This is a genomic window from Streptomyces sp. NPDC092369, from assembly GCF_044755245.1.
GTDB lineage: Bacteria > Actinomycetota > Actinomycetes > Streptomycetales > Streptomycetaceae > Streptomyces.
Genome location: NZ_JBIVQP010000001.1, coordinates 654,700 through 678,448, shown reverse-complemented (window position 1 = coordinate 678,448; position 23,749 = coordinate 654,700). Strand labels below are relative to the sequence as shown.

General features: G+C 71.0%; 25 protein-coding genes. 9 read left to right on the top strand and 16 right to left on the bottom strand.

All coding sequences use genetic code 11. The features are described 5' to 3' along the window. The first annotated feature begins 181 nt into the window (after positions 1-181). Positions 182-883, top strand: a complete 702-nt coding sequence (locus tag ACIQI8_RS02995) for an SDR family oxidoreductase (RefSeq protein ID WP_402344118.1) — start codon at positions 182-184, stop codon at positions 881-883. Between the two features lie 22 nt (positions 884-905). On the opposite strand, the gene ACIQI8_RS02990 is transcribed toward ACIQI8_RS02995, so the two are convergent. Continuing rightward, a complete protein-coding gene (locus ACIQI8_RS02990; protein WP_402346650.1) occupies positions 906-2,198 on the bottom strand; it encodes a VWA domain-containing protein in 1,293 nt (430 codons plus the stop codon). A 59-nt stretch (positions 2,199-2,257) separates the two neighbouring features. Continuing rightward, entirely contained in the window at positions 2,258-3,115 is an 858-nt protein-coding gene (locus tag ACIQI8_RS02985) for an AAA family ATPase (RefSeq protein WP_402346648.1), read from the bottom strand. A gap of 140 nt (positions 3,116-3,255) precedes the next feature. Here ACIQI8_RS02985 and ACIQI8_RS02980 point away from each other — a divergent pair, with 140 nt between their 5' ends. Beyond that, positions 3,256-3,825 (top strand): TetR/AcrR family transcriptional regulator, encoded by a 570-nt coding sequence (locus ACIQI8_RS02980; RefSeq protein WP_402344115.1) that lies wholly within the window; start codon positions 3,256-3,258, stop codon positions 3,823-3,825. Positions 3,826-3,912: 87 nt separating this feature from the next. Here ACIQI8_RS02980 and ACIQI8_RS02975 read toward each other — a convergent pair whose 3' ends face one another. Next, positions 3,913-5,223 (bottom strand): FtsX-like permease family protein, encoded by a 1,311-nt coding sequence (locus ACIQI8_RS02975; RefSeq protein WP_402344112.1) that lies wholly within the window; start codon positions 5,221-5,223, stop codon positions 3,913-3,915. Between the two features lie 3 nt (positions 5,224-5,226). Further along, positions 5,227-6,012: an ABC transporter ATP-binding protein gene (locus tag ACIQI8_RS02970; RefSeq protein WP_402346646.1), complete on the bottom strand. Its 786-nt coding sequence runs from the start codon at positions 6,010-6,012 to the stop codon at positions 5,227-5,229. Between the two features lie 215 nt (positions 6,013-6,227). On the opposite strand from ACIQI8_RS02970, the gene ACIQI8_RS02965 reads away from it, so the two are divergent. The 5 genes from ACIQI8_RS02965 to ACIQI8_RS02945 all read left to right on the top strand — a co-directional run bounded on the left by ACIQI8_RS02965 (position 6,228) and on the right by ACIQI8_RS02945 (position 9,513). Next, entirely contained in the window at positions 6,228-6,806 is a 579-nt protein-coding gene (locus tag ACIQI8_RS02965) for a DUF4232 domain-containing protein (RefSeq protein ID WP_402344109.1), read from the top strand. Further along, positions 6,803-7,171, top strand: coding sequence for a hypothetical protein (locus ACIQI8_RS02960; protein WP_402344106.1), 369 nt, complete (start codon positions 6,803-6,805; stop codon positions 7,169-7,171). Before ACIQI8_RS02965 ends, ACIQI8_RS02960 begins: the two co-directional genes overlap by 4 nt. Positions 7,172-7,232: 61 nt before the next feature. Beyond that, on the top strand, positions 7,233-7,913 hold the full coding sequence (locus ACIQI8_RS02955; RefSeq protein ID WP_402344102.1) for an ABC transporter permease: 681 nt from the start codon (positions 7,233-7,235) through the stop codon (positions 7,911-7,913). Next, positions 7,910-8,581 (top strand): ABC transporter permease, encoded by a 672-nt coding sequence (locus tag ACIQI8_RS02950; RefSeq protein WP_402344099.1) that lies wholly within the window; start codon positions 7,910-7,912, stop codon positions 8,579-8,581. Before ACIQI8_RS02955 ends, ACIQI8_RS02950 begins: the two co-directional genes overlap by 4 nt. Beyond that, a complete protein-coding gene (locus ACIQI8_RS02945; RefSeq protein ID WP_402344096.1) occupies positions 8,578-9,513 on the top strand; it encodes an ABC transporter substrate-binding protein in 936 nt (311 codons plus the stop codon). Before ACIQI8_RS02950 ends, ACIQI8_RS02945 begins: the two co-directional genes overlap by 4 nt. 75 nt (positions 9,514-9,588) lie before the next feature. Here the strand turns inward: ACIQI8_RS02945 and ACIQI8_RS02940 are convergent, their stop codons facing one another. The 7 genes from ACIQI8_RS02940 to ACIQI8_RS02910 all read right to left on the bottom strand — a co-directional run bounded on the left by ACIQI8_RS02940 (position 9,589) and on the right by ACIQI8_RS02910 (position 18,356). Then, a complete protein-coding gene (locus tag ACIQI8_RS02940; RefSeq protein ID WP_402344093.1) occupies positions 9,589-10,743 on the bottom strand; it encodes an ABC transporter ATP-binding protein in 1,155 nt (384 codons plus the stop codon). Positions 10,744-10,831: 88 nt separating this feature from the next. Further along, positions 10,832-11,500 carry a lactate utilization protein C gene (locus ACIQI8_RS02935; RefSeq protein ID WP_402344090.1) on the bottom strand — a complete coding sequence of 223 codons (669 nt, stop codon included), beginning with the start codon at positions 11,498-11,500 and terminating at the stop codon, positions 10,832-10,834. After that, positions 11,497-12,975, bottom strand: a complete 1,479-nt coding sequence (locus ACIQI8_RS02930) for a LutB/LldF family L-lactate oxidation iron-sulfur protein (protein ID WP_402344087.1) — start codon at positions 12,973-12,975, stop codon at positions 11,497-11,499. The genes ACIQI8_RS02935 and ACIQI8_RS02930 overlap by 4 nt, the downstream gene beginning before the upstream one ends. Continuing rightward, complete coding sequence (locus ACIQI8_RS02925) at positions 12,972-13,727, bottom strand: (Fe-S)-binding protein (RefSeq protein ID WP_402344085.1); 756 nt, start codon at positions 13,725-13,727, stop codon at positions 12,972-12,974. Before ACIQI8_RS02925 ends, ACIQI8_RS02930 begins: the two co-directional genes overlap by 4 nt. A gap of 70 nt (positions 13,728-13,797) precedes the next feature. Then, positions 13,798-15,267, bottom strand: a complete 1,470-nt coding sequence (locus ACIQI8_RS02920) for a rhamnulokinase family protein (protein ID WP_402344082.1) — start codon at positions 15,265-15,267, stop codon at positions 13,798-13,800. A 5-nt stretch (positions 15,268-15,272) separates the two neighbouring features. Beyond that, positions 15,273-17,327 (bottom strand): bifunctional aldolase/short-chain dehydrogenase, encoded by a 2,055-nt coding sequence (locus tag ACIQI8_RS02915; RefSeq protein WP_402344079.1) that lies wholly within the window; start codon positions 17,325-17,327, stop codon positions 15,273-15,275. A 153-nt stretch (positions 17,328-17,480) separates the two neighbouring features. Further along, positions 17,481-18,356, bottom strand: a complete 876-nt coding sequence (locus tag ACIQI8_RS02910; RefSeq protein ID WP_402344076.1) for an NAD(P)H-binding protein — start codon at positions 18,354-18,356, stop codon at positions 17,481-17,483. A 185-nt stretch (positions 18,357-18,541) separates the two neighbouring features. Here ACIQI8_RS02910 and ACIQI8_RS02905 point away from each other — a divergent pair, with 185 nt between their 5' ends. Further along, positions 18,542-19,387: a LysR family transcriptional regulator gene (locus tag ACIQI8_RS02905; RefSeq protein ID WP_402344072.1), complete on the top strand. Its 846-nt coding sequence runs from the start codon at positions 18,542-18,544 to the stop codon at positions 19,385-19,387. Positions 19,388-19,533: 146 nt separating this feature from the next. Beyond that, positions 19,534-20,049: a DUF6817 domain-containing protein gene (locus ACIQI8_RS02900; RefSeq protein ID WP_402346644.1), complete on the top strand. Its 516-nt coding sequence runs from the start codon at positions 19,534-19,536 to the stop codon at positions 20,047-20,049. Here ACIQI8_RS02900 and ACIQI8_RS02895 read toward each other — a convergent pair. The 5 genes from ACIQI8_RS02895 to ACIQI8_RS02875 form a co-directional block, all read right to left on the bottom strand. After that, entirely contained in the window at positions 20,046-20,417 is a 372-nt protein-coding gene (locus tag ACIQI8_RS02895; RefSeq protein WP_402344069.1) for a VOC family protein, read from the bottom strand. The two genes, ACIQI8_RS02900 and ACIQI8_RS02895, sit on opposite strands and share 4 nt — an antisense overlap. A gap of 212 nt (positions 20,418-20,629) precedes the next feature. Further along, a complete protein-coding gene (locus ACIQI8_RS02890; protein WP_402344066.1) occupies positions 20,630-21,145 on the bottom strand; it encodes a putative immunity protein in 516 nt (171 codons plus the stop codon). A 30-nt stretch (positions 21,146-21,175) separates the two neighbouring features. Beyond that, the gene (locus tag ACIQI8_RS02885) at positions 21,176-22,237 is read right to left on the bottom strand and encodes a threonine aldolase family protein (RefSeq protein WP_402344063.1); all 1,062 of its coding nucleotides are present in this window, start codon (positions 22,235-22,237) and stop codon (positions 21,176-21,178) included. Positions 22,238-22,294: 57 nt separating this feature from the next. Further along, a complete protein-coding gene (locus ACIQI8_RS02880; protein ID WP_190231500.1) occupies positions 22,295-22,870 on the bottom strand; it encodes a helix-turn-helix domain-containing protein in 576 nt (191 codons plus the stop codon). Beyond that, positions 22,870-23,595 (bottom strand): metal-dependent hydrolase, encoded by a 726-nt coding sequence (locus ACIQI8_RS02875; protein ID WP_402344059.1) that lies wholly within the window; start codon positions 23,593-23,595, stop codon positions 22,870-22,872. The genes ACIQI8_RS02880 and ACIQI8_RS02875 overlap by 1 nt, the downstream gene beginning before the upstream one ends. Positions 23,596-23,749: the final 154 nt, after the last annotated feature.

The following is a 23,749-nucleotide window of genomic DNA, read 5'->3' as shown; positions in this document are numbered from 1 at the left end:
CACCCGGGAGCGTAGGGAATTTCCGCTGTCCCGGATATCCGGGACGCGCCCTACGTCTGCGGGATGAGGTCCGCTCGCTTGCGCTGGGAAACCGATCGGTTTACTCTGGTCGAGACAGGGAAACCGATCGGTTTCCAGTCCCACCGTACATCGCTTGTTTCGCACAGTCGGGAGAACCCCCATGACCACCATCGAAGGTTCCGTCGCCCTGGTCACCGGCGGCAGTCGCGGTATCGGCAAGGCGCTGGTCGAGGCGCTCTACGAGCGGGGCGCCAAGAAGGTGTACGCCACCGCTCGCGACCCGCGGACCGTCACGCACCCGGACGCCGTGCCGCTGGCCCTTGAGGTGAGCGACCCCGCCTCCGTGGCGGCCGCCGCCGCGCAGGCCCAGGATGTGACCCTGCTCATCAACAACGCGGGCGCGTCCGTGAACGCCAACTTCCTCGACTCGCCCGTCGAGGACGTCCGCCGCGAGTTCGAGACCAACTTCTACGGACCGCTGCTCGTCACCCGCGCCTTCGTCCCCATCATCGAGCGCAACGGCGGCGGCCACATCCTGAACTTCCACTCCGTGCTGTCCTGGGTCGGCCTCCTCGGCTCCTACAGCGCCTCCAAGGCGGCTCTGTGGTCCCAGACCAACTCCCTGCGCCTGGACCTGAAGCCGCGCGGCATCGAGGTCACCGGTCTGCACGTCGGATACGTCGACACGGACATGGCCGCCCACGTCGACGCGCCCAAGTCCACGCCCGAGAGTGTCGCCTCCCAGGCACTCGACGGCATCGAGGCCGGCGCCTACGAAGTGCTCGCCGACGACCTCACCCGCCAGGTCAAGGCGGGCCTGGCCGCCGACCCCTCGGTGCTCTACCCGCAGCTCGCCGCTTAGGCGCGGTCGCTCGCGGGGTCGCTCACACCGGCAGCAGACGTGCCACCAGTGCGCCCAGCTGCCGGGCGTTGCGGCACTCGAACATCTCCACCAGACCGGCGTAGTCGAGTGCCGCGGAGTCGCCCGTACCCCACTGGGCGCGCGGCTCGGGGTTCAACCAGTAGACGCGGCGGGCCCGTTCATTCACCTGCCGGACGGCCGCCAGGTTCGGGTCGCTCATGTTCGTCCGGGCGTCGCCGAGCACGAAGACCGTCGTGCGCGGGCCGACCGCGTCGCCGTAGCGCTCGGCGAACTCGCCCAGGGCGACGCCGTAGTCGCTGCTCTCGTGCCAGCGGGTGAGCGTGGCCCGGGTCCTGATGTGGGCGCCGAGGCCCTCGGGGTCGGCCGTGCCGTGCACCAGGAGGCCGGTCACCTCGTCGATCCGGTTGACGAAGGCGAACGTCCGCACCTTGCTGAACTGGTCGTGCAACGCCTGCACCAGCAGCATCGTGAAGTCGGAGAAGCCGGACACCGACCCCGACACATCGCACAGCAGCACGAGTTCGGGCCGCGCCGGACGGCGTCTGCGCAGCACCGGTCTCATCGGCACCCCGCCCGTCGACAGCGAGCCGCGCAGGGTGCGCCGCAGATCGATGGTGCCCCGCGCCGCCCGGCGCCGCCGCGCCGCGAGCCGGGTGGCGAGCTTGCGGGCCAACGGCTGGACCGTCCGGCGCAGTTCGGCGAGCCGGTCCTTGCCGGCGTACAGGAAGTCGACCCGGTCCGCCGTCGGCGCCACCGCGCGCCGCGCCAGCTCGTCCCGGTCCCGGCGCTCGGCCACCCGCCGCCGCGCCTCCGCCGCCACCAGCCGCCGGAACGTCTCGATGCGCCGCCGGATCTCGTCGTCCAGCAGCCGGTCCGAGAACCCCGAACTGCCGTCCCGGGCCCGGACGGTGTCCCGCACCCGGGCGAACAGCGTCTGCGGCCGAATCCGTTCGAGCGTCTGGTACGAGGACCAGCCCTCCGACTCCGGTGACGTGCCGTATCCGCCGAAGCCGTCGACCGCCTCCGCCGCCAACTGCCCCATCAGGGCGAGGTCTTGGGTGGCCAGCGCGGTCGCGAGCCGGTTCCGCAGGTCCTCCCGGCCTGCGGACTCCGTCTCCGGCGCGCCGACGCCCCTCGGGAAGTACAGGTCGAAGACGGGGTCGAACACCTGGCGCTGAGCGGGGCCGTGCAGCAGCGTCGCGGCCAGCCCCTCGCGCAGCAACTCGCGGTCGGCGAGGCCCAGTTCGGTCATCGCCTGGGCCGCGTCCACCGTCTCGCCGGTGCCGATGCGCATGCCGTGCGCGCGCAGCGCCCCGACCAGCGAGGTCAGCCGCTCGGCGACCCCGGGGGCGGTCACACGGCGTCCAGGTCGAGTTTGGCGGCGGCTTTGAGGACGTCGTCCTGGTGCTTGAGGAGAACGCCGAGCGTGTCCCGTACGACGGCCTCGTCGAGGCTGTCGGCGCCGAGGGCGAGCAGGGTGCGGGCCCAGTCGATGGTCTCGGCGACCGAGGGGACCTTGCGCAGGTCCATGGCGCGCAGCGCACCGACCACGCGGACCACGGAGGCGGCCAGCGTCTCGGCCAGGGCGGGCACCTTCAGCCGTACGATCCGCCGCTCCAACTCCTCCTCGGGGAAGCCGATGTGGAGGAAGAGGCAGCGGCGGCGCAGTGCCTCGGACAGCTCACGGCTCGCGTTCGAGGTGAGGACGACGAAGGGGCGGCGGGTCGCGGTGACCGTGCCGAGTTCGGGGACCGTGATCTGGAAGTCGCTGAGCACCTCAAGGAGCAGGCCCTCGACCTCGACGTCCGCCTTGTCGGTCTCGTCGATCAGCAGCACCTTGGGGTCGTCCCCGCGGATGGCCGTCAGCAGCGGGCGGGGGAGCAGGAACTCCTCGCTGAAGATGTCCGTGCGCGTCTCGTCCCAGGACTCGTCCCGGCCCGCGCTGATGCGCAGGAGCTGTTTGGCGTGGTTCCACTCGTACAGCGCCCGGGACTCGTCCACGCCCTCGTAGCACTGCAGCCGGACCAGCCGCGCCTCCGCCACCTCGGCCACGGCCTTCGCCAGCTCGGTCTTGCCGACCCCGGCGGGCCCCTCCACCAGCAGCGGCTTGCCGAGACGATCGGCGAGGAAGACGGTCGTGGCCACCGCGGGCGAGGCGAGATAGCCGGTCTCGGCCAGACGCGCGGAGACGTCGTCGACGGATGTGAACAGCAACGGGGCCTCCAGGTCGGCGCGGCGCGGACTCACTATCTAAGCGCTTGTTCACCCAGTCTGTCACGAGGCCCCTGGCCCGCCCCAGGGGTATACCGATCGGTTTCCATACCGGCTTCCGCGGAGGTAATCTCAGTTGTATGACCACGACAGACAAGGCGTCGACGAGGGACAGGCTGCTCGACGCGGCGGGGGAGCTTTTCTACCGCGACGGCGTCTCCATCGGCGTCGAGGCGCTGTGCCGGTCGGCCGGTGTGTCGAAGCGGTCCATGTACCAGCTCTTCACCAGCAAGGACGAGGTCCTCGCCGCGAGCCTGGAGCGGCGCGCGCCCGAGGTCGCGGCACAGCTCACCGAGGGGCTGCGGGAGACCGCCACGCCGCGGGAACGCATCCTGCACATCTTCGAGCGGACCGAGCGCATGTCGACCGACCCCGACTACCTCGGCTGCCCCTTCCTTGCCGCGCTGGTCGAGCTGAAGGACCCCGAGCACCCCGCGAGCAAGGTCGCGGGCATCGCCAAGCAACAGCTTCAGGACGGGTTCCGGGCCGAGGCGGAGCGCGGTGGCGCACCGGACCCGGAGTACCTGGCCCGGCAGCTGATGCTGGTCTACGACGGCGCGAGCGCCCGGGCCGGCGCCCGGATCGAGACGCTGGACGGGCTGAGCACCGCCACCGCGGCGGCGCTGCTGGACGCGGCGGGCGTTAAGTAGGCACAGGGAACGAGAAGCGGTGAAGTGCCGTGCGGGCACAGGCGAAGGGGCGGCCGCCGAAGCAGCCGCCCCCGGGAGGCGCAGCCGTCACGCGGCCACCGCCACCGCCCCCACCGCCGGGGCGCGCAGCACACGCCGTGCCGTCGTGAGGCTCGTGCCCAGCGTCGCCGCCGCCGCGACCGCCACGACCGCGAACCAGATGCCGAGCCACTGGTCCGGCAGTACCCCGTCGGTCCTGACCACCGTGAACGGGACGGTCCCCGCCAGCGCGGCCACCGTGCCGAAGACGACACCGACCACGGTCAGCAGCAGACCCTCGGCACCCACAACCGCCAGCACCTGCCCCGGAGTCGCGCCCGCCAGGCGCTGCTGGCCGAACTCCCGGCTGCGGTAAGTCGTCGCCGCGTACAGGGAGTTGACCAGCATCACGCAGACGAAGACCACGATGATGCCGACGACCGTGAGGTTGAGCGTCTCCAGGTTCTTGTCGGCGACGGACTTCCTCAGCCCCGAGGCCGCCACCGCGTCGCTCTCCACCGCCTGCATCGTGAGGGTCGCCGAGGCCACCGCCGTGAACAGCACCAACGACATGAGGATCCCGGCGAGTTGACCCGCCCGCTCACGCAGATTCCGCACGGCCAGCCAGCCCGCCGCACCGGACAGCGGCAGCCGGTCGAGGACCGCCTTCAGCAGCCGCGGCGACAGCAGCGCGAACCCCACCGACAGCAGGATCGCCCCGTACGCCGGAGCCGCCATCAGCGCCGGATCCGTCGCCGAGAACGCGAACGTGGACAGCACCGACACCGCACCGACGGCCAGCGCCGCCCAGGCGAGGAACGTCCGTGCCCGCCCCCGCGGTTCGGTTCGCCGCGTCGCTCGCCGTACGGCCAGGAACGCGGCGCCCGCCGCAGCGAGCAGCGTGATGTCGACGCCCGACATCAGCGCGACCGTGCCGAAGGAGTAGTCGACCGACCCGGAGACCTGACCGCTGTCCTGGAACATGTCCAGCAGCCACCGCCCGCCGAGCATCGCCGGACCGATCGCCAGCACCGCGCCCACCAAGGCCACGACCGCCGCCTCACCCACGACCATCCGCTTGAGCTGCGCCGGAGTCGCCCCCGAACTGCGCAGCAGCTCCAACTCGGCAGACCGCTGACGCACGTTGACCGTGAGCGTCGAGGCGACCGCGAAGAACACCAGCAGCGTGCCGTAACCGCCGACGACGCTCGCGGTGGTGGTCAGCGTCTCGCGGCTCACCGAGTCGACACCGGTCCCCGCGGCCGTGTCGTGCAGAGAGTTGAACGTCATGATGATCGTCGCGCCCAGGAACGCCGACAGCAACGTGGCGAGGAACCGCCCGGGCCGCTGCCGTATCGACCGCATCGCCAGTACGAACATCGCTCACACCCCCACCGTCACGTCGTCGCCCAGGTGCGCGAGGCGCTCGGCCACCGCGTCGGCGGTCGGCGCGTTCAGCTGCCCGACCAGCCGGCCGTCCGCGAGGAACAGCACGGAGTCGGCGTAGGAGGCGGCGACCGGGTCGTGCGTCACCATCACGACCGTCCGGCCGTGCACCTGGACCGCCTCCCGCAGCAGCCGCAGCACATCCCGCGCGCTGCGGGTGTCCAGCGCACCGGTCGGCTCGTCCGCGAAGATCACCCGCGGCTCGGTCACCAACGCCCGTGCGATCGCCACCCGTTGGCGCTGACCGCCGGAGAGCTGGGCGGGCCGGTGCCCGAGCCGGTCTCCGAGACCCACCTGTTCGAGAACCTCCTTGGCCCGCCGCCGGTCGACGCGTCGGCCCGCGAGCTTGAGCGGCAGCACGGTGTTCTGCGCGACCGTCAGCGTCTCCAGCAGGTTGTACTGCTGGAACACGAACCCGATCCGGCCGCGCCGGAACTTCGTCAACTCCGCCTCGCCGCCGCCCGTCAGCTCCGTACCGTCCACCTGCACGATCCCGCTGTCCGGCCGGTCCAGGCCCGCCGCACACTGCAGCAGCGTCGACTTGCCCGAGCCCGACGGTCCCATCACCGCGGTGAAGGTCCCCCGGGCCAGCCCCAGCGTGACGCCGTCGAGCGCGGCCACGGCACCCTCGTCACTGCCGTAGGTCCTGCTCACCTTCACCAGCCGCAGTGCCTCGGCGGCGGGTCCCTTGTCGTGACCGCGCCGCGATCCCGTACGAAACATCGTCATCACTCCCCGTCCGGCACGCCCTGTGCCCTGCTGAAGAACCTACGGAGAGCGAGGTCGGAGCACATGGGGCGCAGAACCCGTATCGAGGGGTGTACTCAGCGACACCCCTCAGGCGGTCCCGCGGTCGCCGGGAAGGCTGTGACAGGCCTGTGACCGGAGGTATGGCTTCCGTCACAGCCTTCCGGTCTCTGCCTTGATCGACTCTGCGGATGCGGAGAAGCGTGCTCGACGCGATGCTGACGCCGGCGGTGGGGCTGGTCGTCGGTGCCCTCATCTGGACGGTGGCGGACGTGGTGTACGACAAGCCCGCCGCCGCGGCGCAGGAACCGGGCCCGGTCTGTCCGCGCGACGGCGTCCGCGTCACGGCCGGACGAGTGGAGGCCGCACTGGGCCTGCGGGCCATGGACCTTCGGTTGGAGAACTGCGGTTCCCACGTCTACCGGGCCAAGGGCTATCCAGGACTCCGGCTCCTCGACCGGGACCAGCAGACGATCACCGGCATCTCCGTGATCCACGGCAGCGGCGGCATCGCCACGGTGGCCGCGTTCGACGAGCCGCCGAAAGCCGTGACACTGGCACCCGGCGAGACCGCCTCCGCCGGCCTGCTGTGGCGCAACACGACGACCGGCTTCGACGGCGCGACCGACGTGCCGTACCTGACGGTCGAGGCACGTCCCGGCGCGCTCCCGCTCCTCGTGGCGCCGGACGGCGGCCTCGACCTCGGGACCACGGGCAGGCTCGGCGTCAGCCCCTGGCACACCACGACCGGCGACGGAGGCACCCGATGACCGACCAGGACACCGCCGCCGCCCGGTTCAGCCGGCGCGTCCTGCGCCGCTCGCCCGAACACCGCCGGACCGACGGCATCACCTGCGCACTGCTGGTCGCCGTCGACCTCCTTCTCGTCTCGGCGATCCTTCTGTTGGGCACGGAAGGCGTCTTCACCGAGGACTGGATGCCTTACCCCGGGATGATGGATTCCCGGGCGTTCTCCTACCAGTACGACTCCGTCATGTTCCTGTGCCGGGCCGAGGCCGTGACCGTCGGCCTGGCGATCGCCTGCCGCCTCTGGATCACCGCGGGCGCGCAACTCGTCGTCCTCACCTCCGCGGCGGCCTTCGTCGCCTCGCTCTCGACCTACTGGAACCCCTGACCGCCGCCCGTACGGGTCACCACAACGCGCCGACACCCGCCCCGCCGGATCCAATGGACCCGTGACCGCGCCCCCGGACGACTGCCTCGCGCGCAACGAGTGGATCTGCGGTGAGTATCTGAGCACCCGCCGCCACATCCTCCTCGACGCCGTCCTCCAGCATCTCCAGCTGACCGCGATCTCGGTGCTCATCGGGCTCGCCCTCGCCCTCCCGCTCGCCGTCGTCGCACGCCGCTGGGGGTGGGCGGCAGGGCCGGTCCTCGCCGTCACCACGATCCTCTACACGATCCCGTCCCTGGCGATGTTCTCCCTGCTCCTGCCGGTCTACGGCCTCTCGAAGAGCCTCGTCGTCGCCGGACTCGTGCTCTACTCCCTGACCCTGCTCGTGCGGAACATCCTGGCGGGCCTGCGCGCGGTCCCGGCCGAGACCCGACAGGCCGCGCGCGGCATGGGCTACGGCCCGATCCGCCTCCTGCTCACCGTCGAGCTGCCCCTGGCCCTGCCCGCCGCGATGGCCGGACTGCGCATCGCCACGGTCTCGGCGGTCTCCCTGGTCACGGTCGGCGCGATCGTCGGCTTCGGGGGCCTGGGCAACCTCATCTACGCCGGAATGAACACCTACTTCAAGGCGCAGGTGCTCACCGCGTCCGTGCTGTGCGTGGTCATCGCGATCGTGGCCGACCTGCTCCTGCTCGGCGTGCAACGCCTGCTCACTCCCTGGACCAGGGCGGCCCGCGGATGAAGACACTCACCGATGCCTGGGACTGGCTCACCGACTCCGCGCACTGGTCGGGCGACGACGGCATCTGGCACCGGCTCGCCCAGCATCTCGTCCTCACCGTCGTCTGCCTGGTCATCAGCTGCCTGATCGCCCTGCCGGTCGCGCTCGTCCTGGGCCACCTCGGAAAGGGCGGCGCGCTCGCGGTGAACATCTCCAACATCGGCCGTGCCGTCCCGACCTTCGCGGTCCTCGTCCTCCTCCTGCTGACCCCGATCGGGAAGTGGGGCGAGGGCCCCACGGTCGTCGCCCTGGTGCTGTTCGCCGTACCCCCGCTGCTCACCAACGCCTACGTCGGGATGCGCGAGGTCGACCGCAGTGTCGTCCAGGCCGCGCGCGGCATGGGGATGACCGGGCGGCAGATGCTGTTCCGCGTCGAACTGCCGCTCTCCCTGCCGATGGTGATGAACGGCGTACGCGTCGCCGCCGTCCAGCTGGTCGCCACCGCGACGATCGCCGCGCTGGCCGGCGGGGGAGGGCTCGGGCGGATCATCACGGCAGGGTTCAACCTGGCCAGTACCGCGCAGGTCGTGGCCGGGGCCGTACTGGTCGCCGTGTTCGCGCTGGTCGTCGAGGGGATCTTCGAGACGGCGGAACGGTTGTCGCCGCGCTGGGCCAGGGGCGAGCGGTGAGGCGGGCCCTGGCCCTGGCGGCCGTCCTGCTGCTGACGGGGTGCTCCACGGGCCCGTCCCTGGAGAACCAGAACGCGGTCACCGCACCGCCCGGCGACAGCCACCACCTCACCATCGGCTCGGCCGGATTCACCGAGAGCGACCTGCTCGCCCAGATGTACTCCCTGCTCCTGAAGCAGGCCGGCTACAAGACGTCCCTGCTGACCGTCGCCAACCGCGAACTGTACGAACCGGCCCTGGAATCAGGGCAGATCGACGTCGTCCCCGAGTACGCGGCCACCTTCGCCGACTGGCTCAACGCCAAGGCCAACGGCGCCGACGCGCCGCCGGTCGGCTCGCCCGACCTCGACGCCACGATGAAGGCCCTGCGCAGACTGGCCACACCCCGCGGCCTCACGGTCCTGCCCGCCGGCCGGGCGGTCGACCAGAACGCCTTCGCCGTGAGCGCGTCGTACGCCGAGCGGCATGACCTGAAGACCCTCAGCGACCTGGGCGCGTCCGGGTTGAAGGTGCGGCTCGCCGCGGGTGACGAGTGCGTCCAACGACCGTACTGCGAACCGGGGTTGAAGAAGACCTACGGCATCGACATCACCGCCGTCGACCCCAAGGGCGTCGGCACCACCCAGGCCAAGCGGGCCGTGCAGAGCGGCCAGGACCAGATGGTCCTCACCACCACGACCGACGCCACCCTCTCGGCGTTCGGCCTCGTCCTGCTCGCCGACGACAAGCACCTCCAGAACGCCGACTACGTCGTCCCGGTCGTCAACCGCTCCCGCGCGGGCGGCGAAGGGGTCACCGAGGCCCTGGGCAAGCTGAACGACGTCCTCACGACGGCCGACCTCGCCGCCATGAACCAACAGGTCGACAGCTGGCGGCGGTTGGCGCAGGACGTGGCGCGGACCTATCTCAAGGACAAGGGTCTGCTGGACTGAGCGCCTGCCGGACCGTCGACCGGTCCTCGGCACGCCGAACCGCCCCGACACCCGGGGCGACCGGACCCGCAGGCGTCAGGCGTCCGCCACCGAGTCGAACGTCACCTGATCCCGCGGCACGCCCAGCGCGTCCGCGTCCACCGACCGGCGCAGCGCCTCGTGCAGCTTCGCCGGCGTCAGGACGCCCAGGAAGCGGGCCTCGTCCAGCACGGCGACCCAGCCGGCGTCGTGCTGGAGCATCACGCCGAACGCCTGCTTCAGGGGCGCGCCGACGGGCACCCAGGCCTTCATGCGCCGCGCGTGGTCGCCGACCGTGCCGTCCGTGTCGAGGTCCTCGATGCCGACCCAACCGTGCAGGTCGCCGTGGGTGTCCAGGACCACCGCCCAGCGCGCGCCGTCCGCCCGCAGCCGCGCCGCCGCCTGCGCGGCCGGCCCGTCGAGGCGTGCCACCGGCGGCTGCTCCAGGTCCTCGGCCTCGATCGCGGTGACCGACAGCCGCTTCAGCCCGCGGTCGGCGCCCACGAACTCGGCGACGTACGGCGTCGCGGGCGTGCCCAGCACCGCCCCTGGCGTGTCGAACTGCTCGATGCGCCCCTGTCCGTACACGGCGATACGGTCGCCGAGCCGCACCGCCTCCTCGATGTCGTGCGTGACCAGCAGCACCGTCTTGCGCACCGCGGCCTGCATCCGCAGGAACTCGTCCTGCAACTGCTCCCGCACCACCGGGTCGACGGCCCCGAACGGCTCGTCCATCAGCAGCACCGGCGGATCGGCGGCCAGTGCCCGCGCCACGCCGACCCGCTGGCGCTGACCGCCGGAGAGCTGGTCGGGATAGCGCGGCCCGTACAGCTTCGGGTCCAGGCCCACCAGGTCGAGCAACTCGGCCGCCCGCGCCCGGGCCTTCGCCCGCTTCCAGCCGATCAGCGCCGGCACGGTCGCCGTGTTGTCGAGGATCGTCCGGTGCGGGAAGAGCCCCACCTGCTGGATGACGTACCCGATGCGCCGTCGCAGCCGCACCGGATCGACGGCCGCGATGTCCTCGCCGTCCATCAGGATCCGGCCCGAGGTCGGCTCGATGAGCCGGTTGACCATCATCATGGTCGTCGTCTTGCCGCAGCCGGACGGGCCCACGAGCGTGACGAGCTCGCCGTCGGACACCTCGAAACTCAGGCCGTCCACCGCCGTCGTACCGTCCGGATACCGCTTGGTGACCTGTTCGAACCGGATCATGCCCTCACGCTAGCCGCGCCGCTCCCACCCCGCGCCCCGGCAAGCCCCGGGGCCCGGCGAATGGCTGAAGCCGCTGGTGGCGGGATCGCTAGGCGTCGCCGTCGGCACTCGGCGGACCGCTCACCAGCACCACCTCCAGGGTGCGGGGACCGTGCACCCCCTCGACCCGGTCCAGCTCGATGTCACTGGTCGCCGACGGACCGGAGATCCACGTCAACGGGCGGGTCGGGTCGAGGCGTTCGAGTGCCTGGGGCACGGAGGAGACGACCTGGTCCGGGACCCGTACGACACAGATGTGATGATCGGGGACGAGCGTGATGCGGCGGCGGCCCTGGTCGGGGGAGCCGTCGAGCACGATGGTGCCGGTCTCGGCGATCGCGATCGCGCAGCCCGTGACCACGCTCTCGACCTTGTCCAGCTCGTACGGGGTGCTCACGGCGCGGTCGTGGACGCGGGTCGGATCGGCGGCCGACATCCACTCCGGCGGCAGCCCCGGGGGCACCAGCACGTACTGGGGTCCCCGTTCGGCGAGCAGCCGCATGATCAGGTACGGCAGCTCCTCCGCGTCCGTGCGGTGCACGATCGCCCGGTAGTCGGCCAGGTTCTCGGCCAGCAGATCCACCGTCGCCTCGACACTCAGGCCGCCGTGCTCCCGCAGATAGTCACGCGGAACCGCCCGCTCGTAGGCCGTGTCGTCCCGCGGCACGTCGGCCAGCGCGCGCCGCACCCGGCCCAGCACCCTTTCTCTGCTGCTCACTTGGCGCCGTCCTTTCCACCGTTCGTCCGCTGCCACCAGTCACGGAACGGCTCGGCCGGCAGCGTCGGCAGATCCCGGCTGTCGCTCCACGCCCTGCCCGGGCCCGGCAGCGTCCGCGGATGGAAGCGACGGGTGCGGGACGCGAGCCGCTGCCCGGTGCGCAGCGCGCCGGGGCGCCCGAACGCCCAGCGGGCCGCCCGCATGGCAGCGCGCTCGGCGGCATGGCCCTTGGCGGGCTTGAGCACGACCTTGTTGCCCTCACGGGTCACCTGCCCGCCCTCCACGATCCGTTCGCGCAGATGCACCAGCACCTCGGGGATGTCGATGGCGACCGGGCAGACCTCGTAGCAGGCACCGCACAAGGAGGAGGCGTACGGCAGCGAGGCATCGATCTCGCTTGCCGTGCCCCGGAGTTGGGGGCTGAGGATGGCACCGATCGGACCCGGGTACACCGAGCCGTAGGCGTGACCGCCCGCCCGCTCGTACACCGGGCAGACGTTGAGACAGGCCGAGCAGCGGATGCAACGCAGGGCCTGACGGCCGACCTCGTCGGCGAGGGTGTCGGTGCGGCCGTTGTCGAGCAGGACGAGGTGGAAGGTCTGCGGCCCGTCCTCGGCCGTGGTACCGGTCCACATCGACGTGTACGGGTTCATGCGCTCGGCCGTCGAGGAGCGGGGGAGGGTCTGCAGGAACACCTCCAGGTCCCGAAAGGTCGGCAGGATCTTCTCGATGCCGACGACCGAGATCAGCGTCTCGGGCAGGGTCAGGCACATCCGGCCGTTGCCCTCGGACTCGACGACCACGAGCGTGCCGGTCTCGGCGATCATGAAGTTGGCGCCGGAGACGCCGACTTTGGCCCGCAGGAACTTCTCGCGCAGGTGCAGGCGCGCGGCCTCGGCGAGTTCGGCGGGCGTGTCGGTGAGGCCTTCGGGGGCAGGGCGGCCCCACTCGCTCATCTCGCGGGCGAAGATCTCCCGGATCTCGCCGCGGTTGCGGTGGATCGCCGGGACCAGGATGTGCGAGGGCCGGTCCTTGCCCAACTGCACGATCAGCTCCGCGAGATCGGTCTCGTAGGCGTGGATCCCCTCCGCCTCCAGCGCCTCGTTGAGCCCGATCTCCTGCGTGGCCATCGACTTGACCTTGACGACCTCCGACTCACCGGTCTCCTGGACCAGTCGGACCACGATCCGGTTCGCCTCGTCGGCGTCCGCCGCCCAGTGGACGGTGCCACCGGCCGCGGTGACCGCTTCCTCCAACTGCACGAGATAGCGGTCGAGATGACGAAGGGTGTGGTCCTTGATCCGCTTGCCCGCCTCGCGCAGATCCGCCCAGTCGGAGACCTCGGCGACGGCCTTCGCGCGCTTCGCGCGGATCGTGTGCGTGGCATGGCGCAGATTGCCGCGCAGGGTCTCGTTGCGCACCGCGTCGTGCGCGGCCACCGGGAAGGCCGGCATGCCTACGAATGTGCCGCTCATGCCGCCGGCTCCTCTTCCGTGCTCGCCAGGATCTCCGCGATGTGCACCGGCCGCATACCGGTGCCGAGCCGCGTCATCGTGCCGCCGATGTGCATCAGGCAGGAGTTGTCGGCCGCGCACAGCACCTCCGCCCCCGTCGACTCGGCGTTGCGCACCTTGTCCGCGCCCATCGCCGCCGAGACATCGGAGTTCTTCAGGGCGAAGGTCCCGCCGAAGCCGCAGCACTCGTCGGCACCCGGCAGCTCGACCAGCTCAAGCCCCTTGACGGACTGGAGCAGTCTGCGCGGCCGGTCACCGAGGCCCAGGCTGCGCAAACCATGACAGGTCGGGTGGTAGGTGACCGAGTGCGGGTAGTACGCACCGACGTCCGTCACCCCGAGGACGTCCACGAGGAACTCCGTCAGCTCGTACGTCTTCGGCACCACCGGCGCCAGCGTGGCCGCGAGGGCGTCCCCGCGCCCCTCGGCCCGCGCCCTCTCGCCCATCCTCGGATACAGCTCCCGCACCATCGCCCCGCACGACCCGGACGGCGTCACGATCGCCTCGTACTGGCCGAATACATCGGAGAAATGCCGAGCCAGCGGCTCCGCCTCATGCCGATACCCGGTGTTGTAGTGCGCCTGCCCGCAGCACGTCTGAGCCATCGGGAAGTCGACCTCGACGCCCAGCCTGGTCAGCAGTTTCACCACGGCACGCCCGGTGTCCGGATAGAGCGTGTCGTTGACACAGGTCAGGAACAGGGCGACACGCATCGCGGCTCCTTGCGATCGATCATCGGATGAGTGCAGCGTAATGCGGTGATGCGGTCTGGGGGAGCCCCCCTCACCTTCCGGTGAGCCGGACCTGCGCCTCGTGCCACCGAGCCGTGTCGCCCCGCGGCTCGTAGCGGGTGAGCTTCTGGGTACGGGTGAGCAGGCGCCGCATGGCCGGGAGATCGCCGACAAGGCCGTGCGCCCGGGCCTGCACGAGGACGTTCCCGAGGGCCGCCGCCTCCGTCGGCCCCGCCACCACCGGCAGCCCGCAGGCGTCGGCGGTGAGCTGGCACAGCAGCGCGTTGCGGGTGCCGCCGCCGACGATGTGCACGACCTCGACGGGATGATCGGCCAGCCGCTGGGCGTCCTCCACGGCCCTGCGGTGGGCCAGGGCGAGCGAGTCGAGGATGCAGCGCGTGATCTCCGCGGGCGAACCGGGCACCGGCTGCCCCGAGGCACGGCACGCCTCGGCGATCCGCTCCGGCATCCGGCCCGGCGCCAGGAAGGCCTCGGCGCCCGCGTCCACGACCGACCGCAGCGCCGGCACCTCGGCCGCGCTCAGCAGCAACGCCTCCAACTCCGGGTCGCCCCAGGCCCGTACGCACTCCTGGAGCAGCCACAGGCCCATGATGTTCCGCAGGTACCGGACCGTGCCGTCCAGCCCCAGCTCGTTGGTGAAGTTGGCGGCCCGGCTCTCCTCGGTCAACACCGGCGCGGGCAGCTCCAGTCCGGCCAGCGACCAGGTGCCGGTGGAGATGTACGCGAAGCGCTGGTCCCCGGCGGGTACGGCGGCCACGGCACTCGCCGTGTCGTGCGACCCGACCGCCGTCACCCGCACCGGACCCTTGAGACCGGTCTCCTCCAGCACCTCGGCGCGGAGCAGGCCGGCCGGGTCCCCCGGCTGTCGCAGGGGCGCGAACAGGCCGAGGTCGATGCCAAGTCGGGAGGCGACCTCGTGGGACCAGTCGCGGGTGCGGGGATCGATGAGCTGGGTCGTCGAGGCGTTGGTGAGCTCCGTGCCCTGCTCGCCGGTGAGCCAGTAGGAGAGCAGATCGGGGACGAGCAACAGCCGCCGGGCGTGCGCGAGTTGGTCCGTGGAGCGGGCGGCCACCAGCTGGTAGAGGGTGTTGAAGGGTGCGTACTGCAGTCCCGTGGCCGCGTACAGCTCCTCGGCGGGCAGGGTCGCCCACACCTTCCGCGCGACGCCCTCGGTGCGGGAGTCCCGGTAGTGCACGGGATTGCCGAGCAGCGCGCCGCCGGCGTCGAGCAGTCCGTGGTCCACGGCCCAGCTGTCGATGCCGACGGAGTCGAGGCGGCCACCGCACTGGACGCCCGCGGCCCGGAGCCCGTCCAGGACGCCCGCGTACAGCGCGAGGATGTCCCAGCGCAGCCCCTCGGGCACGCGCACGGGGCGGTTGTGGAAGCGGTGGGCCTCGGTCAGCTCCAGGCTGTCCGGCCCGACGCGGCCGACCATGACGCGCCCGCTGGACGCGCCGAGGTCGACCGCGGCGTACGCGTGCAGGTCCTTCACCGCTGTCATCGCCGTCACCGAAGGAAGGCGGCGGCGACACCGGCGTCGACCGGGACGTGCAGACCGGTGGTGTGCGTCAACTCCCCGCCGGTCAGCGCGAACACGGCGTTCGCCACATGCTCCGGCAGCACCTCGCGCTTGAGGATGGTCCGCTGCGCGTAGAACTCGCCCAGCTTCTCCTCAGGTACGCCGTACACGGCCGCCCGCTGCGCGCCCCAGCCGCCCGCGAAGATCCCGGAGCCGCGCACGACGCCGTCCGGGTTGACCCCGTTGACGCGGATGCCGTGCTCGCCCAACTCGGCTGCCAGCAGACGCACTTGGTGCGCCTGGTCGGCTTTGGTCGCGGAGTAGGCGATGTTGTTCGGGCCGGCAAAGACGGCGTTCTTCGAGGCGATGTAGACGATGTCGCCGCCCAGCCCCTGCGCGATCATCACCCGCGCGGCCTCGCGCGAGACGAGGAAGGACCCGCGGGCCATGATGTCGTGCTGAAGATCCCAGTCCCTGGCCGAAGTCTCCAGCAGGGGCTTGGAGATGGAGATACCGGCGTTGTTGACCACCAGATCGACTCCGCCGAAGGCGAGCACGGCGGCCTTGAACGCCTCGGCGATCTGCTCCTCCGACGTGACGTCCACCGTGACCGCCACGGCCTTGTCGGACCCGCCCAACTCCTCCGCCACCGCGCGGGCGTTGTCCGCGTCGAGATCGGCGACCACGACACACGCGCCCTCGGCTGCCAGCCGTCGCGCGATGGCCTTGCCGATCCCGCTGCCCGCCCCGGTCACCAGCGCCACCCGGGTCGCCAACGGCTTGGGCTTCGGCATCCGTTGGAGCTTGGCCTCCTCCAACGCCCAGTACTCGATACGGAACTTCTCCGACTCCTCGATCGGCGCGTACGTCGAGACGGCCTCGGCGCCCCGCATCACGTTGATGGCGTTGACGTAGAACTCGCCGGCCACCCGTGCCGTCTGCTTGTCCTTGCCGAAGGAGAACATGCCGACGCCCGGGACCAGCACGATCGCCGGGTCCGCGCCGCGCATCGCGGGGGAGTCGGGCAGGGCGTGCCGCTCGTAGTAGGCCGCGTACTGCTCACGGTACTCGGCGTGCAGCTCCTTCAGCCGCGTGATCGCCTCCTCCAGCGGTGCGGTCGGCGGCAGGTCGAGGACGAGCGGGCGGACCTTGGTGCGCAGGAAGTGGTCCGGGCAGGAGGTGCCGAGGGCCGCGAGGCGGGGGTGCTCGGCGCGGGAGACGAAGTCCAGGACCGCGTCCGTGTCGGTGAAGTGACCGACCTGCGGCCTGTCCTGAGAGGCGAGGGCCCGCACGTGGGGCGCGAGCGCGGCGGCCCGCGCCCTACGGTCGGCCTCCGCGAGACCGCCGTACCCCTCGATGACGGGACCGAAGGGTTCGGGCCGCCCCTTCTTTGCGAGAAAGGCCTCGGCGGTGCGGATGATGTGCAGCGAGTTGCGCTCGCACTCCTCCGACGTGTCACCCCACGCCGTGATGCCGTGGCCGCCGAGCACGCACCCGATGGCCCGCGGGTTGGCCTCCTTCACCGCGGCGATGTCCAGACCCAGTTGGAAGCCGGGCCGCCGCCACGGCACCCACACCACGGAGTCGCCGAAACACTCGGCGGTCAGCTTCTCGCCGTCCGCCGCGCACGCCAGCGCGATCCCGGAGTCGGGGTGCAGATGATCGACGTGCGCGGACTCGACCAGGCCGTGCATCGCGGTGTCGATGGAGGGCGCCGCCCCGCCCTTTCCGTGCAGGCAGTAGTCGAACGCGGCGACCATCTCGTCCTCGCGTTCCACACCGGGATACACGTCCTTGAGCCCGCGCAGCCGGTCGATCCGCAGCACGGCGAGCCCGGCCCCGGTGAGCGTCCCGAGGTCACCGCCGGACCCCTTCACCCACATCAACTCGACGTCCCCGCCGGTCGCGGGGTCGAGGGCGATGCCCTTCGCCGAGGTGTTGCCACCGGCGTAGTTGGTGTTGCGGGGGTCGGCGCCGAGGCGATGGGACCGTGCGAGCAGGGCGGCGGCCTCGGGGTGGGCGGCTTCGGGCTGGGGTGCCATGTCCATTCAGTCCTTCGAGAAGAAACCCTGGGTGAAACGCGAGATGGAGCGCGGCATGAAACGCGGGATGAAGAGCTGCGCGTATCACGGTTTGAATCGTTTCAGGGAAACTAGCCGCAGGGCTGTGAAGGAGTCAAGATGTCGGCGTGGGCATCAGCCCAGGACGGCCGGCTTGAGCACCTCCTCGCACCACTGACGGAAACCGGTCGGCCCGGGCCGCGTGGTGCGCTGCTCCTCGTCGTAGGCGCCGTTGCTCTGGGCCGTGGCCATGTCTGCCAGGCATCGCGCGGAGTCCTCGGACGCACCGCGCTGGAGCATGCTCTGACGGAACGCCTCGACAGGGACCGACTGGAAACGGACCGGCCGCTCCAGTACCTCGGACATGATCCGGGCCATCTCGTCGGGGGTGAGCGCGTCGGGGCTGATCACCGGGACGCCCTCGTAGCCCGTCCACGAGTGGTCGCGGAGCAGTTCGGCGCCCTTGGCGGCGATGTCCCGGGTGGCGACGGTCGCGAGCACGCGGTCCGCGGGATGCGGCAGGAAGAACGTGCCCTGGTCCCTGATCGGGTCGATCTGGCGGAGCAGGTTCTCCATGAACGTCGGCGGCCGCAGCGACCGGTAGGCGACGCCCGTGCCGGCGATCAGGTCGTCGGTGGCCCGCGCGGCGGACAGGTGCCCGGCGTTCTTCTCGATGCCGACGCCCATGGTGGATACGGCGACCACCTGCCGGACGCCGTGCGCCTCGATCGCCTCGCAGGCCGGGCGGGTGCTGTCCAGGTAGTGGGCCTCGACGTCGGGCACGCTGTGGTCCGGGGGGACCACCCAGAACAGGCGGTCCGCACTCTCGAACGCCTTCATGACGACCTCGCGGTCGGTGTGCGAACCGGGTACGACCTCGGCGCGCTCGCGGACGCGCTCGGGGAGTCGGGACGGATCACGGGCGATCACGCGGATCGCCTCCTCGCCGTCGATGAGGTCGTCGAGGAGCTGTCGGCCGATGGAGCCGGTGGGAGTGGTGATGACGATCAAGGAGGACTCCGAAAACGTGGTTGAGGGACGCGGCGCGAACGGGCTGACGGCCCGGAGAAACGAAGCCGCGCCGGGTGGTCGGTGCTTCGTGCTTCGATCCTCGGATGAGCTCCGGTGGAACGGAAGGATCGAAAGGATCCGGCTTGTTACCCTGGAGGTAACACCGATCGGAGGTGCACCCGGCCATGGAATCCCGGCCCCTGCGCTACTTCGTCGCCGTAGCCGAAGAGCTCAACTTCGCCCGTGCCGCCGACCGCCTGGGCATCTCTGCCCCGCCCCTGTCCCGCGCGATCCGCAAGCTGGAGGCGGACCTGGGCGTCACCCTCCTGGAGCGCACCACGCACAGCGTCGCACTGACTCCGGCCGGCCGCGTCCTCCTGACGGAGGCCCGGGCCGCGCTGGATGCCCTGCACGCGGCCGGGCGACGGGCCCAACGCGCCTCCAGCCCCGACGCGAAGCTGGTCCTGGCCGTCAAGGCCGACGGCGACGGGGGACTGCTGGAGACCATCCTGACCAGCTTCGCGGCCGACCCGGCCGCCCTCCCCGTGTCGATCCGGCTCTCCGGCTGGGGCGAACAGGTCCGTCTGCTGCGGCAGGGCGAGGCGGACGCGGCCCTGCTCTACGACCCGTTCGACCGCACCGGCCTCGACGCCGAGCCGATCTTCGTGGAACCGCGATCGGCGGTCCTCCCCGCCGCGCACCCGCTGGCCGCTCGGGACCGCCTCTCCCTCGCCGACCTGGCGCTGCCCGGGGTCGAGCCCGGCGACCTCGTCGGTCTCGGCCGCTTCCTCGACTCGACGGTCGAACAGCACGGCTTCATCGACCTCGCCCAACTGCTCGCACGCGTCGAACTGGGCGATCTGGTCACGCTGTTGCCGCAGTCCGTGACGTACCGCTATCCGCGCCCGGGCGTGGCCTACCGCCCGGTCCTGGACGCCCCGCCCGCCACGCTGTGGATCGCGTGGCCTCAGCAGTCCTGCTCCATGGCGACGGCGGCGCTGGTGCGGGCGGCGGCTTCGGCGGTGGGGTAGCGGGATCGAAGCGGGATGCGTCCCGCGAAGGTGGGCAGAGCTCCATTCGAGAACCGGAAGGAGGCCGTACGGTGCCGGCTTTCCCTGCGTCTGACGATGGCTCTGCCCTCGCCGCGGACGATGCCTCTGCCTCTGTCGACCAAGTCATCGTCCTGCTGCGCGAGTTGGGTGCCGTGGACATCCCCCACCCGGGAGGCACCCTCCTCGCACACCTTCAGCGCGTCCAGGGCCGGCTCGCCGAGTGGGGTGCCCGCCCTGACCTCCGACTCGCGGGCCTGTGCCACGCGTTCTACGGAACCGACGGCTTCCCCACCGCCCTGCTGCCGGTGGACCGCCGTGCCGAACTCGTCCAGGTGATCGGCGTCGAGGCCGAAGCGATCGTGTACCGCTATGCCGCGTGCGACCGCAAGGCCACGTACCCGACACTCGCAGAGGCCGACGGGGCTTTCCGTGACCGTTTCACCGGCCGCGCTCACCTTCCGGAGCTTCAACTACGTCGGGATTTCGCCGAGTTGTCCGCCGCCAACGAACTCGACATCGCTAGCATCGATCCTGCTTTCGTCGAGAAGTGGGGAGCCCAACTCCGCGCGCTCTTCACTCGCTTCCGCCCCCTGCTGAGTCAACCCGCTTGGTCGGCCTGCGAGTCCGAGCTGAGTTCCTAGGTGATGAGGGTCGTCTTCGGGCGGACCACACAGAACTCGTTCCCCTCCGGATCGGCCAGCACCGTCCACGACTCGTCGCCGCTCTGACCGACGTCCGCTCTGCGGGCACCGAGGGCAAGGATGCGCTCGATCTCGGCCTCCCGGTCCTCGGCGGCGGACGTCAGGTCGAGGTGCAGACGGTTCTTGACGACCTTGCGGTCCGTCACCGGCATGAAGCAGATGCCCACGGGCGCGGTCTCCTCCGGCCCGATCACGACCTCCCGCTCCCGCTCGGACAGGATCCGCCAGCCCAGCACCTCGGACCAGAAGCGGGCCTGGGCGGGCAGATCGTGGGCGTCGATGACGATGTGATGCAAAGAGACCGGCATACCCGCCAGTGTGCCCGGAGACTCCGAAGTCGATGTCGCGTCCGGTGGGCGCAATCGCCTGGTCGTTGGTACTGGTTCGGACCCACGGGATGGCGCATGTTGGTCGTTGAGAACGGCTGGTCATGGGACGGTGCCCTGGAAGCCCTCCGGGGCATGGCCGTGACGCCTCTTCCCTGACGCCGGACGCTTGCTACCTGAGGCCCGACGCGCGCTCAGCAGACGAACACCGACCAGCAGAGGTCGTTCCGCAGTCGCTGGTCGTCGAGTACGAGTTCGCGAATCGCCTCCGGGAGCCGGTCGCGCTGCCACTGGCACTCGCGTCGCCCCGCGGCCTCGCTCCCGCCTTTCGGCGCGGCGGCGCGGGCGGCCTTGATCGCATAGGCGGCCGCACCGAGTTCGTGCGCGGCCACGTGCGCCACGGCTCCGGCCTGGCCGGCGGCGTACGCGGCATGCCGTGCCGCGCCCCGCAGGTCGCGGGCCGCGCCCATCGCATGGCCGCCGGCCGCGCGGGCCTGCATCATCTTGACCTCGCCCCGCACCCAGGCACGGGCATGCTCGATCGCCCGGCGCGGCCGTGGGTCCTCGGGCTGAGACGACTCGAAGAGGCCGAGGACGTGCTCCGCGCAATCCGCCGCCCAAAGGGCGAGGAGATGGTGGTCCGCATCGGTGAGCGTCCCACCACGTCGGATCGTCACGAAGCGCGGGTCCCTGACCTTCGGGAGGATCATGGCCGACATTCTCCCCCATGTGACCGTCCGTCAGCCGGCGTGGCGGCGCACCGCGTCGAGGAGTTGGTCGATGTCGTCGGCGCTGTGCGAGAACGCGGTGACGAAGCGGACGATGCCCGGTTCCCAGCGGTCGTGGTAGAAGGCGTAGCCCTCCGAGAGGAGACCTTCGGTGACTTGCTCCGGCAGGTGGCAGAAGAGGATGTTGGCCTGGGGCGTGGCCAACAGGCCGGCTCCGGCGATGGACTTGAGGCCGTCGCCGAGGCGGGTGGCCATCTCGTTGGCGTGGTGGGCGTTGCGCAGCCACAGGTCGTCGGTGAGATACGCGTCGATCTGGGCGGTCTGGAACCGCATCTTGGAGGTGAGTTGACCGGCGCGCTTGGCGCGGAAGGCCAGTTCGGCGGCGAGTGCGGGGTCGAAGGAGACGATGGCGTCGGCGGTCATCGCGCCGTTCTTGGTGGCGCCGAAGGACAGGACGTCGATGCCCGCCTTCCAGGTCAACTCGGCCGGGGTGGAGCCGAGATGGACCAGGGCGTTGGCGAATCGCGCGCCGTCCATGTGGACGCGCAGCCCCGCCTCCTTGGCGATGGCGGACAGTTGGCGGATCTCGTCCAGGGTGTAGACGCTGCCGGACTCGGTGGCCTGGCTGATGCTCACCACGGACGGCTGCACGCTGTGCACGTCACCGGCCCGGCGGCGTACAGCGACCCGCAGCGCCTCGGGGTCGATCTTGCTGTCGGGACCCGGTACACCGACCAGCTTGGCGCCGTTGGTGAAGAACTCCGGAGCCCCGCACTCGTCGGTGTTGATGTGGCTGTCCGGGTGCGAGAGCACGCTGCCCCACGGCGGGGTGAGGGCGGCGAGACTCAGGCCGTTGGCGGCGGACCCGGTGGAGACCGGGAAGACGTCGACGTCCCGCTCGAAGATCTCCCCGAGCCTGCGGCGGGCGCTGTCGGTGAAGGGGTCGTTGCCGTACGGCAGGACCTGCCCGGCAGCCGCGTCGGCGACGGCCCGGGCTATCGGCGGGGACGCTCCGGCTATGTTGTCGCTGATGAAGGCACGGCTGGAGGGGGTGGTGGCGATGGCGGCGCTCATGAGGGGTCTTCCTGGTCTTGGGGACGGGACGTCACAGGTGCTGAGTCCTGGGAGGTCTCAGGTGCTGATGGGGGAGGCGAAGACGACGGTGATGTCCACTTCCTCGGCTCCGGTCCGGTAGAAGTGCGGGGCGTCGCCGGCGAAGGCGAGCATGTCGCCGGGGCCCAGATCCTGCGGGGCATCGACGGGTCCTGCGGTGACGTGTCCGGTAGCGACGAGCAGGTGCTCGATCGTGCCGGTGGCGTGCGGTACGCCGGGCAGTTCCGTCTCGGCCGGGATGCGCAGCCGCCAGATCTCCAGGCTGTTGCCGCTGCTGATCCGGCGGAGCAACTCCCTTGACACTTCCCCGGGTTCGACGTCCGTGCCCGGCCGGAAGACCGGTCCCGTGTCGGCGTCCCGCGCCAGCAGGTCGGCGATCGGGATGCGCAGGGCGATCGCGATCGCGTCGAGCGTGTCGATCGTCGGATTGCCGTTGCCGGCCTCCAACTGCGACAGCGTGGCCTTGCTCAGCCCGGCCCGCCGCGCCATTTCCGCGGCACTCATGCCGCGCTGCTGACGGCGCAGCCGGATCTTCGCACCGACGGCGGCGGCGGTACTGCTCACCGGCTGACGGCCGGACGGCGGGGGAGTCATCAGTGGCTCCTGTGGATTGCGGTGTACGACACCCGGATACGGCCCTTCTTGACCTTCAGCGTCGGCAGGTGCACGTCGGCAAGGTCCCCGAGGCTGCGCACGTGTGTGCCTCCGCACGGCGCCGAGTGCAGTGAGTCGAGGTGCACCACGCGCCGACCGTCGTCGCGGTATCGCGCGAAGACGGGCAGGTCACCGGCGACCGCGGCCGCCACCGCGGTGCGCAGCGCGGCGGTCACCTCCTCCCGCCCTTCCGGGTCGGCCAGTCGCGCGTCCGCCTCGGGTACCTGGAACTCGATGCGTGCCTGACCGGGGAAGTGGTTGCTGGCGACCATCTCCCAGCCCTGCGTCCGACCGACCGCTTCGACGAGGTGTCCGGCCGTGTGCAGCGCGGCGTGAGCTGCCCGGGTCGGGAGGTCGATCCGGGCCCGTACCGCCTGTCCCTCGGTGAGCGGCGGAAGGCTGCCGCCCTCGGGCGCCATCACCACGACCAGTCCTGACTCGCGGTCCCGGACCGGCACGATCTCCGTGTCCTCCAGCCATCCGCGGTCCGCGGGCTGGCCCCCGCCCTGCGGATGGAACAGACAGTGCTCGACGGCAGCCCAGGGCGCCCCGTCCCTCTCGCCGACCGCGATGACCCGCGTATCGACCTGCTCCAGATAGGTCTCGTCGAGGTAGGTGCTGACCTGCGGTGTGGCCACTTCGAGAGCCGCGGTTGAATGAACCATACGTTCACTATACCGAACCTTCTGGCACCTGGTGAACCTATCGTTCGTTTTAATGAACGAACGGTGAGTCAGGGGATCGGCTCGACGAGACCGGCAAGACGCGGTGAGCCGCCGCCGACCTGGATGGTGTGCTGCCCGAGGCGGACTGGGCGGA

Excerpts from the sequence above, each read along its gene's own strand:
- ACIQI8_RS02880 (WP_190231500.1), bottom strand. The coding sequence starts at position 22,870 with ATGACTCCCCCGCCGTCCGGCCGTCAGCCGGTGAGCAGTACCGCCGCC.
- ACIQI8_RS02890 (WP_402344066.1), bottom strand. The coding sequence starts at position 21,145 with ATGATCCTCCCGAAGGTCAGGGACCCGCGCTTCGTGACGATCCGACGT.
- ACIQI8_RS02920 (WP_402344082.1), bottom strand. The coding sequence starts at position 15,267 with ATGACAGCGGTGAAGGACCTGCACGCGTACGCCGCGGTCGACCTCGGC.
- ACIQI8_RS02960 (WP_402344106.1), top strand. The coding sequence starts at position 6,803 with ATGACCGACCAGGACACCGCCGCCGCCCGGTTCAGCCGGCGCGTCCTG.
- ACIQI8_RS02990 (WP_402346650.1), bottom strand. The coding sequence starts at position 2,198 with ATGCGCATCGGCACCGGCGAGACGGTGGACGCGGCCCAGGCGATGACC.
- ACIQI8_RS02885 (WP_402344063.1), bottom strand. The coding sequence starts at position 22,237 with ATGAGCGCCGCCATCGCCACCACCCCCTCCAGCCGTGCCTTCATCAGC.
- ACIQI8_RS02965 (WP_402344109.1), top strand. The coding sequence starts at position 6,228 with ATGCGGAGAAGCGTGCTCGACGCGATGCTGACGCCGGCGGTGGGGCTG.
- ACIQI8_RS02995 (WP_402344118.1), top strand. The coding sequence starts at position 182 with ATGACCACCATCGAAGGTTCCGTCGCCCTGGTCACCGGCGGCAGTCGC.
- ACIQI8_RS02875 (WP_402344059.1), bottom strand. The coding sequence starts at position 23,595 with ATGGTTCATTCAACCGCGGCTCTCGAAGTGGCCACACCGCAGGTCAGC.
- ACIQI8_RS02975 (WP_402344112.1), bottom strand. The coding sequence starts at position 5,223 with ATGTTCGTACTGGCGATGCGGTCGATACGGCAGCGGCCCGGGCGGTTC.
- ACIQI8_RS02970 (WP_402346646.1), bottom strand. The coding sequence starts at position 6,012 with ATGTTTCGTACGGGATCGCGGCGCGGTCACGACAAGGGACCCGCCGCC.
- ACIQI8_RS02930 (WP_402344087.1), bottom strand. The coding sequence starts at position 12,975 with ATGAGCGGCACATTCGTAGGCATGCCGGCCTTCCCGGTGGCCGCGCAC.
- ACIQI8_RS02895 (WP_402344069.1), bottom strand. The coding sequence starts at position 20,417 with ATGCCGGTCTCTTTGCATCACATCGTCATCGACGCCCACGATCTGCCC.
- ACIQI8_RS02925 (WP_402344085.1), bottom strand. The coding sequence starts at position 13,727 with ATGCGTGTCGCCCTGTTCCTGACCTGTGTCAACGACACGCTCTATCCG.
- ACIQI8_RS02980 (WP_402344115.1), top strand. The coding sequence starts at position 3,256 with ATGACCACGACAGACAAGGCGTCGACGAGGGACAGGCTGCTCGACGCG.
- ACIQI8_RS02915 (WP_402344079.1), bottom strand. The coding sequence starts at position 17,327 with ATGGCACCCCAGCCCGAAGCCGCCCACCCCGAGGCCGCCGCCCTGCTC.
- ACIQI8_RS02950 (WP_402344099.1), top strand. The coding sequence starts at position 7,910 with ATGAAGACACTCACCGATGCCTGGGACTGGCTCACCGACTCCGCGCAC.
- ACIQI8_RS02940 (WP_402344093.1), bottom strand. The coding sequence starts at position 10,743 with ATGATCCGGTTCGAACAGGTCACCAAGCGGTATCCGGACGGTACGACG.
- ACIQI8_RS02905 (WP_402344072.1), top strand. The coding sequence starts at position 18,542 with ATGGAATCCCGGCCCCTGCGCTACTTCGTCGCCGTAGCCGAAGAGCTC.